We start from the raw sequence: 12,658 nt of genomic DNA, 5'->3' as shown, positions 1-12,658 counted from the left end.
GAAAACCGCTACTCATATTATCACGCAAACCGCGCAAGCGCGGGCAAAACAGGATACACAAGCATTGACGCAAGCTGCCTCCGTCGTATCCGCCAAGGATCTCTGTCTGACCTATCAGGCAGGCGATGCTCCTGTGCAGGCGCTGACGAACGTCAACCTCGAAGTTCGCAAGGGCGACTTTGTCTCCTTCATCGGCCCGTCAGGCTGCGGGAAGACAACTTTCCTGCGCGTGATCGCCGATCTCGAAAGGAAAACATCGGGCGAGATCACCGTCAATGGCATGACGCCCGAGGAAGCTCGCAAAGCTCGTGCCTACGGCTATGTCTTTCAGGCGCCGGCACTCTACCCGTGGCGTACGATCGAGAAGAACATCGCTCTCCCCCTCGAGATCATGGGCTACGCCTCCGCTGACCAGAAGAAACGCATCGCCGACGCGCTCGATCTCGTCAATCTCACGGGCTTCGAGAAAAAGTTCCCTTGGCAGCTTTCCGGCGGCATGCAGCAGCGCGCCTCGATCGCCCGCGCGCTCGCCTTCGATGCCGACCTCCTTTTGATGGACGAGCCCTTCGGCGCACTTGACGAAATCGTCCGCGACCACCTGAACGAGGAACTTCTCAAGCTCTGGGCGCGCACCAACAAGACGATCTGCTTCGTCACCCACTCGATCCCCGAGGCGGTTTACCTCTCCACGAAGATCGTGGTGATGTCGCCTCGCCCGGGCCGCGTGACCGACATTATCGACTCACCGCTTCCGAAGGAGCGACCGCTGGACATCCGCGAGACGCCGGAGTTCCTCGAAATCGCGCATCGCGTGCGCGAGGGCCTGAGAGCGGGGCACAGCTATGAGCATTGAGGTTTTGGCGGCTGAGACCGTTGCGCGAGGGCGCTCATGAAGATCGACTCTCTTAAAGACAGGATCATCCCTGTCCTCACGATCCTCCTAATATTGATCGCGATCTGGTATGTCGCCGCCGTCATCATGAACGCACCGTTCCAACGCGACATGGATCAACGTGCCAACCAGACGCCGGGAACCATCGAATTCATCGAAAAGACGCTTTCGCAACCAAAGCCGCTGCTGCCGGCCCCGCATCAGGTAATGCAGAACGTTTTCGAAAACACTTTCCTGCGCAAGCTTTCTAGCAATCGCAGCCTCGTCTACCACAGCTGGGTCACCCTCTCGTCGACGCTTTTGGGTTTCGGCTTTGGCACGCTGCTCGGCATCGTGATCGCGGTCGGCATCGTTCACATCAAGGCGCTTGACCGCAGCCTCATGCCTTGGGTCATCGCCTCGCAGACCATACCGATCCTGGCGATCGCGCCGATGGTGATCGTCGTCCTCGGCGCCATCAACATCACCGGCCTGATCCCGAAGGCACTGATCTCGACCTACCTCTCCTTCTTCCCGGTCACAGTCGGCATGGTCAAGGGCCTTCGTTCGCCGGAGGTCATGTTTCTCGACCTGATGCGGACCTATAACGCGACACCCTCGCAGACCTTCTGGAAGCTGCGCGTTCCGGCCTCCGTACCCTTTCTCTTCACCTCGATGAAGGTCGCGATCGCCGCAAGCCTGGTCGGCGCTATCGTCGGCGAGCTTCCGACCGGCGCCGTTGCCGGCATCGGCTCGAAGCTGCTCGCTGGCTCCTATTACAGCCAGACGATCGACATTTGGGCGGCCCTCGTTGCGGGCTCCGTGCTGGCCGCAAGCCTCGTTGCCATCGTCGGTCTTGTTGCCAAAATCGTTGACCGTTCGATGGGGGGGAGGCAGGCATGAACCAGATGTCCTTCTCCTGGCAGGGTGTTCTTGCCTTGGTGCTGACGGCGATTGCGATCATCACCCTGCCGATAATGGCCGAAGGCGCACCGGATCCGGTGTCGTCAATGACGGTAGGCCTCACGATCGCGCTGATCGTCGCCCTCGCCTTCGTTTCCTTCTCGTCCTTGCCGAAGCCGTATATTGCTGCCGTTCTGCTGATTGGTGCGCACTGGGCGGCATGGGTTCTCCTCGCCGGGGTGACCGGAAACGAGGGTTTGGCAACGAAGTCCTTCTTCCTGCTGATGGCCGCCAGCTGGCTGCTTGCCTGGCGCTGCGTTACCGAACTTTCGGCAATGACGCCGTATTCAAGTTTCGGCCGTACGAGCCTGCGGCTGCTGATCCCGGCGATCTTCGGCGCCTGGATTCTGATCCTTTGGGAAGCCCTGACACGCGGCGCCGGCATTCCTTTCGTCCTGCTGCCGCCGCCGAGCGCCATTGGTACGAGGATCGCCACTTCGCTGCCGATCCTGGCAGACGACGTCCGTCAGACGATCTTCAAGGCAGTATTTGCCGGTTACATTATTGGCTGTGGTGCAGGCTTTGTCGTCGCGATCCTCGCCGACCGCCTCGCCTTCCTGCGTCGTGGCCTGCTGCCGATCGGAAACATGGTATCTGCGCTTCCGATCATCGGCGTCGCGCCGATCATGGTGATGTGGTTCGGCTTCGACTGGCAGTCGAAGGCTGCCGTCGTCATCATTATGACCTTCTTCCCGATGCTGGTGAACACGGTCGCCGGCCTCGCTGCATCCGGTCCGATGGAACGCGATCTGATGCAAACCTACGCTTCGAACTACTGGCAGACACTCCTGAAGCTCCGGCTTCCGGCGGCGATGCCTTTCATTTTCAATGCATTGAAGATCAACTCGACGCTGGCGCTGATCGGTGCCATCGTCGCGGAGTTCTTTGGTACGCCGATCGTCGGTATGGGCTTTCGCATCTCCACCGAGATCGGGCGCATGAATGTCGACATGGTCTGGGCCGAAATCGCTGTCGCGGCGCTGGTCGGTTCGATCTTCTATGGCGTCGTCGCCCTTGCCGAAAGGGCGGTGACTTTCTGGCATCCGTCTATCCGTGGTGGCTAGGCGTCGCTTTATTCCCGCGAATGGGATTGGGGCATAACTTCAGAGGGAAAAGAAAATGAAAAAACTGATTATTGCGATGATGGCGAGCGCGATGTCGCTTGCAGCAGCCCAAGCCATGGCTGCCGACAAGGTGACGCTGCAGCTCAAGTGGGTGACTCAATCGCAGTTCGCGGGCTACTACGTCGCCAAGGAAAAGGGCTATTACGAGGAAGAAGGCCTCGACGTCACCATAAAGCCGGGCGGCCCTGACATCGCGCCCGAACAGGTGATCGCCGGCGGCGGTGCCGACGTCATCGTCGACTGGATGGGTGGCGCGCTTGTCGCCCGCGAAAAAGGCGTTCCCCTCGTCAATATCGCCCAGCCCTTCCAGAAATCGGGTATGGAAATGATCTGCCGCAAGGACGGCCCGATCAAGACCGAGGCCGATTTCAAGGGGCATACGCTGGGCGTCTGGTTCTTCGGTAACGAATACCCGTTCTTCGCCTGGATGAACAAGCTCGGTCTGAAGACCGACGGCGGCAAAGATGGCGTAACGGTGCTGAAGCAGAGCTTCGACGTGCAGCCGCTGCTTCAGAAGCAGGCCGACTGCATCTCGGTCATGACCTACAATGAATACTGGCAGGCAATCGACGCTGGCTTCAAGCCGGAAGACCTCATCGTCTTCAACTATACCGCCATGGGCAACGACCTTCTCGAAGACGGTCTTTATGCCTTGGAAGACAAGCTGAAAGACCCGGCCTTCAAGGAGAAAATGGTCAAGTTCGTCAAGGCTTCGATGAAGGGCTGGAAATACGCAACCGCGAACCCCGATGAAGCTGCCGAAATCGTCGTCGACGCCGGCGGCCAAGACGAACACCACCAGAAGGTCATGATGGGCGAAGTCGCCAAGCTGATCGGCGACGGCACGGGCAAGCTCGACACGACGCTTTACGACCGCACGGCCAAGGCCCTCCTCGACCAGAAGATCATCAAAAAGGAGCCTGCAGGCGCCTGGACGCACGACATCACGGACGCTGCATCCAAGTAATCGGCAACGACAAGATACGAAACGCGCGGAACTTCCGCGCGTTTTTCACTTTTTTGCTATTTATTACTAAGAAGTTTCGCCGTTGATGTCGCATCGGGCGTTGCTCGCACGTCATAGCGACGATGCACGATCAACTAACGGAATGCTTGCATAACCGCGCAGTGATTGATCTGCATCACAATGGTAATTATTGTGTTCGAATGAGGAATTATTTTCCGCCGGACTTGCGCGATGGGCAAATAGCTACCACGTAAAAGCCGAATTTTGCCGGATGAGGGACTTCTTAAGTAGGTGTCGGCAAAAGAGCAGAAATACTTCTGAGAACACTCTATGGGAACTGGCCATTCGCGACGTGGACGACGCGCGAGCCTGGCCGAGCAAACTGGATAACGACGCATGGCACGTACGCCTGTTAAGATACTTCGCGCCTCCACGCTGCTGATCGCGGCAGCTGTTGCCTCGGCGGCATTTGCCCAGGAACAGCCGGTTACAAAGCCGCAGCAGAACCTGCCGGCCATCGTAGTGACCAAGGCGTCAACCCGCACGCTGGTTGACCGCGTCGTTGCGACCGGTACGGTCAAGCCTGTCGAGGAAGTCTACATACAGCCACAGGTCGAAGGACTGTCGATCCGTACCCTGAATGCCGACGTTGGCGACAAGGTTCAGGCGGAGAGCAAGCTTGCGACGCTGAACGACGACGCACTCATCCTGCAGAAGAGCCAGATGCAGGCCACAAAAGCCAAGAACGAGGCAAGCCTCGCACAGCTTCGCGCGCAGCTCATCGAAGCGCAGGCGAATGCGGAGCAGGCGCGCCAACAGCAGGCGCGCGCCCAGGAAATGGGCAAGAAGGGCACGGTTTCCACGGCAACTGTCGAGCAGGCGGATGCTGCAGCGGCGTCGGCCAACGCGCGCGTCGATTCTGCACAGCAGGCGATCCAGGTGGCGATTGCCGACATCAAGGTCACCGAAAGCCAGATCGCCGATGCGGATCTGAAGCTGGCGCGCACCGACGTTAAGACACCAGTCGGCGGCACGGTGGCCGCCAAGAATGCCAAGGTTGGCGCGATTGCGCTCGGTACCGGCGATCCACTATTCACGATCATTCGCGACGACAAGATCGAACTGGTTGCCGAAGTTGGCGAAAGTGACATTGTCAAGATCGAGCCCGGTCAGAAGGCAACACTTTCGCTCTCGGGTAGCCGCGAGAAGATTACTGGCTCCGTACGCTTGGTCTCGCCGACGGTCGATCCGCTCACGCGCCTTGGTCTTGTCCATATCCTGATCGACGACAGCAGCAAGGCCCGTTCCGGTATGTACGGCAGCGCTGACATCGTCGTACGCACCGCACAGAACGTGGCATTGCCAGTGTCAGCCGTATTGAGCGGCAATGAGGGATCCTCCGCTCGTAAAGTCGAGAACGGCGTCGTCAAGTTCGCCGAGGTGGTGACCGGCATCCAGGACGGTGCCTATGTTGAGATAGTAAAGGGATTGAAAGCCGGCGACGAAGTCGTAGCCAAGGCGGGCGCCTATGTCCGCGATGGCGACCGCATCACGCCGGTACATGAACAGCCACCGGCTTCCAACTGAGAGACGACCGATGAACTTTTCAGCCTGGTCTATTCGAAATCCAGTCGCGCCGCTTTTGGCGTTTGCACTTCTGCTTTTCGTCGGCATTCAGTCCTTTAATAAGCTGCCGATCACGCGCTTTCCGAACATCGACGTTCCGCTCGTTTCCATTGTCGTCACGCAAAGCGGCGCTTCGCCCGCCGAGCTCGAGACACAGGTGACGAAGGAGATCGAGGACGCCGTTGCCAGTATAACAGGCATCGATGAGATCCAGTCGACGGTGACAGATGGCCAGTCGCAGACGGTCGTCATGTTCCGCATGGAAGTGCCAACCGAGCAGGCTGTTCAGGACACCAAGGATGCGATCGACCGCATCCGCAGCGACCTGCCGGCAAACGTCGAAGAGCCGATCGTGTCCAAGGTCGATGTCGAAGGCCAGGCGATCCAGACCTTCGCGGTCTCCTCGCCCGATATGACACTCGAAGAGCTTTCCTGGTTCGTCGATGACACGATCAAGCGCGCCCTTCAGGGGCAGGCTGGTATCGGCCGCGTGGATCGTTATGGCGGTGCCGAACGCGAAGTACGCATCGAGCTAAACCCCGACAAGCTCAATGCCCACGGCATTACCGCAGCGAGCGTGAACCAACAGTTGCGAGGCACCAACGTCGATCTCGGCTCCGGCCGCGGCCAAGTGGCGGGCAGCGAGCAGGCAATCCGCGTGCTCGGCGATGCCCGCAATGTCGCGGAACTCGCCAACACTACGATCGCGCTGCCGAACGGTCGTTTCGTCAAGCTGTCCGACCTTGGCGCCATCAAGGACACCTATCAGGAGCCGAAGTCATTCTCGCGCTTCGATGATACGCCCGTTGTCACCTTCGGCGTGTTCCGCTCGAAGGGCGCCAGTGAAGTCAGTGTTGCGCAGACTGTCGCCAAGAGCCTCGACAAAGTTCGGGCCGAGAACCCGAACGTCGGCATCGAGCTGATCAGTGACTCCGTCTACTTCACCTACGGAAACTATGAAGCCGCCATCGATACACTGATCGAAGGCGCATTGCTTGCCATCGTCGTCGTCTTCCTGTTTCTGCGGAACTGGCGCGCAACGCTGATTTCGGCGATCGCGCTGCCTCTGTCTGCGATCCCGACGTTCTGGATCATGGACCTGATGGGCTTCTCGCTGAACCTGGTCAGCTTCCTGGCTCTGACGCTCGCAACGGGTATTCTCGTCGACGATGCGATCGTTGAGATCGAGAACATTGCCCGCCATATCAAGATGGGCAAGACGCCCTATCGCGCGGCCATTGAGGCCGCTGACGAAATCGGCCTCGCCGTCATCGCCACGACCTTCACGATCATTGCCGTCTTCGTGCCGGTCTCCTTCATGCCCGGCATTCCCGGCCAGTACTTCATCCAGTTTGGTTTGACGGTTGCCTTCTCGGTCTTCTTCTCACTCATGGTGGCACGCCTTATCACGCCGATGATGGCCGCCTACCTGATGCGTGCCGAAGACGGCATCGAAGACCATCACGACAATGATGGTCTCTTCTTCCGCGGCTATACGAGACTTGTGCGCGCCACGACTCGGCGTTGGTGGACGCGCTACCTGACGCTGATCGCGGCGATCGGCTTTCTCATCGGCTCCGTCATGCTGCTTGCGCAAGTGCCCGGCAGCTTCCTTCCGCCGGAAGATGCGTCGCGCATCGTCCTGTCTGTCGAGTTGCCGCCGAACGCGACCCTTGAGGATACCGAAGCGACGACGGATGCAATCTATAAGGACGTAAAAGATATCGATGGCGTTGAGAGCGTCTTTGTCCTTGGCGGCGCATCGCCGAAGGGTGACCTCGAACTGCGTCGCGCAACCGTAACGCTCACGCTCGATAAGCTTGACCAGAGGCTTTCGAAGAAACTGGTCGATAACTTCCTCGGCGGTCTCCCGATCATCGGACCACATCTGCCGAAGGTGGAGCCAAAGGGCCGCGTTCGGCCACAGTGGGATATCGAGAAGGAGGTCTTCGCCAAACTCCACCATATCCCCGATGTACGCATTCTGAAACTCAACGACCGCGGAGAGCGCGACCTGTCGTTCAACTTCCTTTCGAAGAACGAGAAGGACCTGAACGACGCCGTCGGCATCCTTGAGGCAAAGCTGCGTGCCGATCCGCTGCTGGCAAACGTCAGCGCCGAGGGCGCCCTGCCCCGTCCTGAGCTTCAGGTTCGTCCTCGCAAGGACCAGGCTGCCCGCCTTGGCATCACTCCGCAACAGATCTCCGAGACCATCCGCGTCGCCACCATCGGTGACATCGATGCGGCCCTCGCCAAGATCAACCTGGATGATCGCCAGATTCCGATCCGGGTACAGGCGTCGCTCAACATGCGCCGCGATCTTGCCGCCCTGCGGGCATTGAAGATCCAGACCGCAAGCGGCGGCACCGTGCCGCTTTCCACCGTCGCCGATATTGACTATTCGGAGGGCGTCAGCTCGATCAAGCGCAACAACCGCTACCGCGTTGTCGCGATCGGATCCGACCTGCCGCAGGGCGTCGCACTCGATACGGCATCCGCCCGGTTCCGTCAGATCGTCAAGGAAGCAAATCTTCCTACGACCGTCCAGCTCGCCGAGAGCGGCGACACGAAGGTTCAGGCCGAAATGCAGCAGAGCTTCGTCAATGCCATGTTGATGGGCCTGATGCTGGTGTTGACCGTGCTGATCCTCCTCTTCAAGGACGTGATTCAGCCCTTCACCATCCTGTTCTCGCTGCCGCTTGCGATCGGCGGCGTGGCAGTCGGACTGCTGGTCACCCAGAACCCGCTCTCGATGCCGGTGATGATCGGTATCCTTATGCTGATGGGCATCGTCACGAAGAATGCGATCCTCCTCGTCGATTTCGCGATCGAGATGCGCCATCGCGGCATGGAACGCGTGGAAGCCATGGTCGAGGCGGGCCGCAAGCGCGCCCGGCCGATCATCATGACGTCCATTGCGATGTCGGCAGGCATGCTGCCGTCGGCGCTCGGCGTCGGCGAAGGCGGCTCGTTCCGCGCTCCGATGGCGATTGCGGTGATCGGCGGCATCATCGTGTCGACCGTTCTTTCGCTGGTCGTCGTGCCCTCATTCTTCCTGATCATGGACGATCTCTCCCGCTTGCTCGGCTGGCTTTTCGGTCGCCTTGTGGGCAAGAAGGACAAGGAGGATCTGGCAATGTCCCGCGAAGAGCTGACGCAGGCCGTTGGCGCTCTCGAAGGGCGGGTGACCGCAATCGAGAAGCCCGAGGAAAAGCGCGGCAAGTCGGGCAACGTCGTGCGCCTTCCACCTTTCGCAGCCGAGTAGCCACTCAACCAAAAGCCGGGTGCCACCCGGCTTTTTTATTTGGCTGTCATTTGATCCAGATCAAGTCTTGAACCGCGCCTCCCGGTTATCCTTACCGATGTCAGGTAAGGGCGGCACTCGCCGCTCCACAGGGAGTAACAGATGATTGGAGCCTTGAAACTCAGCAGCGCACAGCAAGCGATGCTTGGTCGCGCGTTGATCGCTTCCAGCCTTGATCGGCATGAGCGGGACGCACTGCTGTCCTGCGCGGTGGCAGTGCGCTATGAGCCGCAGGATATGCTTTTCTATGAGCACGAGAAGGCGCGCTATTTCTACTGCTTGCTGAGCGGCTACGTTCGCCTTTTTCGTGGCTCGGACGGTCGCGAAGCGGATATCAGCATTTGCGAGCCGGGCGAGAGCTTCGGAGAAGGCCTTGTGCTTGCCGGCGACGGCTACAACTACAGCGCTCAGGCGATGGAGCACGCGATCCTTGCCCGTTTCGATATCGCGCAGGTAAAGGGGCTGCTTCGTGAAAAGCCGCGCATTGCCGGCGCGATCGCATGCAGCCTCTCGCAGCATCTGCTTTCGACCATGGATTGCCTGGCACGCGATCGCATGCAGACGAGCCCTCAACGCGTCGCGCATTATCTCTTGACGCACTGCACCAGCGAAGGCACGCGGGCCTCCTTGCGGCTGCCATTCCAGAAAAGCCTGCTGGCACGAAAGCTCGGTCTGGCGCCGGAAGCGCTGTCCCGTGCGTTCTCCGCCTTGCGGACGTCTGGCGTAACCGTCAGTGGCCGCGCCATCGCGATCGAAGACGTCGATTTGCTGCGCCAGGTCTGACCTTCTTAGAGGCCGCCATATTCCTTCAGAAAGCTGATGATGGAATTAACGCCATCGCCACGTTTCATATCGGAGAAAACGAATGGCCGTGCTTGGCGCATCCGTGTCGCGTCGCGGTCCATAACATCAAGGTCTGCGCCGACATAAGGAGCCAAATCCTTCTTGTTGATGACAAGGAGGTCCGACTTGGTGATACCGGGGCCACCCTTGCGCGGGATCTCTTCGCCCTGGCAGACAGAGATGACGTAGATCGTGATATCCGCCAGATCTGGAGAGAAGGTGGCAGCCAGATTGTCGCCGCCTGACTCGATGAAGACGACATCGAGATCAGGAATCCGCTCGTTGAGGCCGGCAATGGCCTGCAAATTGATCGTCGCATCCTCACGGATTGCCGTATGTGGGCAGCCGCCGGTCTCCACACCAACGATCCGATCCGACGGCAAGGCCTGCATCCGCATCAGCGCCTCGGCATCCTCGGTCGTGTAAATATCGTTCGTGACGACGGCGACGGAGTATTCCTCGCGCAGGGCCTTGCAGAGTTTCGCAGTGAGCGCTGTCTTGCCGGAACCAACCGGCCCACCGATACCTACGCGAAGTGGTCCATTTCCTGATTTCATATTTGAACTCCAAATAACGGCCGATGATAGCGCCCCGCTCGAAGAGGGACCACCGGCAAATGACTAAGGTCGTAGCCGCACGTTCCGGGGCTATGACCGAAACAGTCGCGTTGACTGCGTCTCGTGGCACAGCGACATGATATCTGCCTGAATGGTTGCCGATCCGAGATCGTCCAATGTTGAAACGGCCGCTCGTTTCGCAACCGAGGTTATGTCGTCCTCCAGCCCTGAAAGGATGGCAACGCCGTCCTTCTGCCCGGCGACGCCGAGACGGATGCCTGCGGAAACCGCCTGCGACAGATAGGCGTGCAAGAATGCCGCAACCGCCTTCTCCGGCCCAATCCCATGCGCCCCCGCAACGGCGCCGATGGCCACCGGATAGGCTGCCTGTCGCGGTAATCGATCGAAGACATCGTGCGGCCATGCGCTGGCCGCAGACAGGAATGCGTCGCCGAGCAACATCGTTTCCTGATGACGCTCACGCGAGCCGGCAAGCGCTGCGGCGAGTTCGGCCAGTTCGCCAAGCCGCTCCGGCTGTCCGTGACTGCGGTGGCTCTCGGCGACAAGAACGGCGTCGTTCCACACCGCCCCGTGCTCGATCAGGTTGAGCGCCCATGCCGCAAGCGAATGTGCATTCGTGACCAGGCCATCATGGACGGCGTGCTCCAAGCCACCTGAATACGCGAAAGACCCCACAGGAAAGGCCGGCGAGAGCCATGCCATAAGCCTCAGGAACGCCTGCAAATCGGCATCGTCGGCCATGTCAGTCGTGCGAGTGATGATGGTGCCCATGGTCATGACCAGGGGCGTGCCCATGTGCCTGTCCATGTGAATGATAGGCCCCGCGCGCCGGCTGGAATGGCTCGGCAACTTCCCGGACCGTCGCACCAAGCCCTTCGAGCATGGAACGGATCACATGATCCCGCAGGATGAGAATACGATCTTCCTCGATCTGTGCACCAAGATGCCGGTTGCCGAGGTGCCATGCGAGCTCGATCAGGTGCAGGCGATCCCTGCCCTTGATCTCGAAGAGCTTCTCGTCAGCGGCAACGATTTCGATGAGTTCGCCATCATCGAGAACCAACATATCGCCGCTCGCGAAAAGCACAGGTTCCTTGAGGTCGAGCATGACCATCTCGCCGTTTTCGAGATGCAGCAGCTTCCGCCGCAAGTGCCTCAAGTCGTGCGGCAGAACCACTTTTCCGATTGGGTTGGATGAAGGGGTCCCGGCCGGCAAATAGGAAGTAACGTGTTGCATGACATGTCCAATTCACTTGAGACTGCGACCATGCAAAATAGCCCGATGCGATGCAAGAAGGAATGAAGCGTTGACGGCAATGCCAGGCGATTTTTCGTCAGGCCAGCCGAGCCTCATCGCAATCCACGGTTGTCGCGCGAACCGCCACAGGTTCCACCGGCAAATGCCTGCGCCAACCCGGATGTAGCCCTTCGTTCTCATGCACCACACGGTTTCGACCGAGCGCCTTCGCCAGGTAGAGTGCCTTGTCTGCCGAGGAATAGGCGCCCTCCTTGCTCCGCCCCGGTTCGAGCTCCGCAATACCGGCCGACACAGTCAGTGCGACCACGCAATCGTCGGTAACGATGGGATGCGCCGCTAAGCGGTCGCAGACAGACCGTACTCTCTCGACCCGCTGCTCCTGCGAGCCACCGACAACGATCACGCCGAACTCTTCACCGCCGAGCCTCGCCGCGACGGAGCTCCCGTCAAAGGCTGCGGCCAGAATGGCCGACACGGTCACGATCACGGCATCGCCACTGGCATGGCCGAAGCGATCATTGATAGCCTTGAAGCGGTCGACGTCGAAGATTGCTAGGCAGGCGTCTCCGTCGACCTGCTCCAATGCTTCGCTAAAGGCCCGCCGGTTGAGAAGACCTGACAGCACATCGGTCCGGCTCAGTTGCTCGAACTCTGCGCGCGAAACGCTGAGCTGATGCAACGCGTGGCCCGCCACGAGGGACAATACGCTTGCAACTGCGCCGCCTATTAGCCACGACAGCAAGACGCCGTAGACAAGGCCATCAGCGAGCGGGACAGGCAACATTCCTATCCAGTCGAGCAGCGGCAATACGAGCGTAACCACCACCGACGACAGCGTCACCGCGAGGAAGCTCATCTTGAGCGCGAACACGTAAATTGTGTGGCGATCCTGGAAATCGCCAAGCTCCGCCTGGAGTGAAATTCTCATGCGAATCGACCTTCTTGCCCACCGCCAAGCACCTGCTTAGAGGCCAACCGCTGCCGAGTTCTTAAATGAATTGTTAAGATTCGAACGATTCTGGTGAATTGATCGCCGGTTGAAAACTGCTCAAAAACGTGACGGTGCCGGAGCTGAATCACTCAACAAGTCTTAGGCAATAAGGTACTGTTTTGACGAGCGTTTT

The 12,658-nt window shown here is 59.5% G+C and carries 11 protein-coding genes; 7 read left to right on the top strand and 4 right to left on the bottom strand.

Going from position 1 to position 12,658, the window contains the following annotated elements:
* The first annotated feature begins 64 nt into the window (after positions 1–64).
* From BN77_RS15910 to BN77_RS15880, 7 genes are all read left to right on the top strand, one after another.
* On the top strand, positions 65–853 hold the full coding sequence (locus tag BN77_RS15910; RefSeq protein ID WP_007533688.1) for an ABC transporter ATP-binding protein: 789 nt from the start codon (positions 65–67) through the stop codon (positions 851–853).
* A 36-nt stretch (positions 854–889) separates the two neighbouring features.
* A complete protein-coding gene (locus BN77_RS15905) occupies positions 890–1,774 on the top strand; it encodes an ABC transporter permease (protein WP_007533686.1) in 885 nt (294 codons plus the stop codon).
* Positions 1,771–2,898, top strand: coding sequence for an ABC transporter permease (locus BN77_RS15900; RefSeq protein WP_007533684.1), 1,128 nt, complete (start codon positions 1,771–1,773; stop codon positions 2,896–2,898). The genes BN77_RS15905 and BN77_RS15900 overlap by 4 nt, the downstream gene beginning before the upstream one ends.
* A gap of 55 nt (positions 2,899–2,953) precedes the next feature.
* Complete coding sequence (locus BN77_RS15895; RefSeq protein WP_007533681.1) at positions 2,954–3,925, top strand: ABC transporter substrate-binding protein; 972 nt, start codon at positions 2,954–2,956, stop codon at positions 3,923–3,925.
* A gap of 396 nt (positions 3,926–4,321) precedes the next feature.
* Positions 4,322–5,512 (top strand): efflux RND transporter periplasmic adaptor subunit, encoded by a 1,191-nt coding sequence (locus BN77_RS15890; RefSeq protein WP_007533679.1) that lies wholly within the window; start codon positions 4,322–4,324, stop codon positions 5,510–5,512.
* Positions 5,513–5,522: 10 nt separating this feature from the next.
* Positions 5,523–8,816 (top strand): efflux RND transporter permease subunit, encoded by a 3,294-nt coding sequence (locus BN77_RS15885; RefSeq protein WP_007533677.1) that lies wholly within the window; start codon positions 5,523–5,525, stop codon positions 8,814–8,816.
* 141 nt (positions 8,817–8,957) lie between these two features.
* Positions 8,958–9,638: a Crp/Fnr family transcriptional regulator gene (locus tag BN77_RS15880; protein ID WP_007533675.1), complete on the top strand. Its 681-nt coding sequence runs from the start codon at positions 8,958–8,960 to the stop codon at positions 9,636–9,638.
* A gap of 5 nt (positions 9,639–9,643) precedes the next feature.
* Here BN77_RS15880 and ureG read toward each other — a convergent pair whose 3' ends face one another.
* The 4 genes from ureG to BN77_RS15860 all read right to left on the bottom strand — a co-directional run bounded on the left by ureG (position 9,644) and on the right by BN77_RS15860 (position 12,462).
* Positions 9,644–10,255, bottom strand: a complete 612-nt coding sequence (ureG, locus tag BN77_RS15875) for an urease accessory protein UreG (protein WP_007533673.1) — start codon at positions 10,253–10,255, stop codon at positions 9,644–9,646.
* A gap of 90 nt (positions 10,256–10,345) precedes the next feature.
* Positions 10,346–11,017 (bottom strand): urease accessory protein UreF, encoded by a 672-nt coding sequence (locus BN77_RS15870; RefSeq protein WP_040677829.1) that lies wholly within the window; start codon positions 11,015–11,017, stop codon positions 10,346–10,348.
* A 1-nt stretch (position 11,018) separates the two neighbouring features.
* A complete protein-coding gene (gene ureE / locus BN77_RS32215) occupies positions 11,019–11,513 on the bottom strand; it encodes an urease accessory protein UreE (protein WP_007533669.1) in 495 nt (164 codons plus the stop codon).
* Positions 11,514–11,610: 97 nt separating this feature from the next.
* Entirely contained in the window at positions 11,611–12,462 is an 852-nt protein-coding gene (locus tag BN77_RS15860; RefSeq protein WP_007533667.1) for a GGDEF domain-containing protein, read from the bottom strand.
* Positions 12,463–12,658: the final 196 nt, after the last annotated feature.

The sequence above is a fragment of the Rhizobium mesoamericanum STM3625 genome, assembly GCF_000312665.1.
In the GTDB taxonomy this organism is placed as follows: domain Bacteria; phylum Pseudomonadota; class Alphaproteobacteria; order Rhizobiales; family Rhizobiaceae; genus Rhizobium; species Rhizobium mesoamericanum.
The sequence above is the reverse complement of the archived record's forward strand: the minus strand, read 5'-3'. Positions and strand labels throughout refer to the sequence as shown.

Excerpts from the sequence above, each read along its gene's own strand:
- BN77_RS15880 (WP_007533675.1), top strand. The coding sequence starts at position 8,958 with ATGATTGGAGCCTTGAAACTCAGCAGCGCACAGCAAGCGATGCTTGGT.
- BN77_RS15890 (WP_007533679.1), top strand. The coding sequence starts at position 4,322 with ATGGCACGTACGCCTGTTAAGATACTTCGCGCCTCCACGCTGCTGATC.
- ureG (WP_007533673.1), bottom strand. The coding sequence starts at position 10,255 with ATGAAATCAGGAAATGGACCACTTCGCGTAGGTATCGGTGGGCCGGTT.
- BN77_RS15905 (WP_007533686.1), top strand. The coding sequence starts at position 890 with ATGAAGATCGACTCTCTTAAAGACAGGATCATCCCTGTCCTCACGATC.
- BN77_RS15895 (WP_007533681.1), top strand. The coding sequence starts at position 2,954 with ATGAAAAAACTGATTATTGCGATGATGGCGAGCGCGATGTCGCTTGCA.
- BN77_RS15860 (WP_007533667.1), bottom strand. The coding sequence starts at position 12,462 with ATGAGAATTTCACTCCAGGCGGAGCTTGGCGATTTCCAGGATCGCCAC.
- BN77_RS15885 (WP_007533677.1), top strand. The coding sequence starts at position 5,523 with ATGAACTTTTCAGCCTGGTCTATTCGAAATCCAGTCGCGCCGCTTTTG.
- BN77_RS15900 (WP_007533684.1), top strand. The coding sequence starts at position 1,771 with ATGAACCAGATGTCCTTCTCCTGGCAGGGTGTTCTTGCCTTGGTGCTG.
- BN77_RS15870 (WP_040677829.1), bottom strand. The coding sequence starts at position 11,017 with ATGGCCGACGATGCCGATTTGCAGGCGTTCCTGAGGCTTATGGCATGG.
- ureE (WP_007533669.1), bottom strand. The coding sequence starts at position 11,513 with ATGCAACACGTTACTTCCTATTTGCCGGCCGGGACCCCTTCATCCAAC.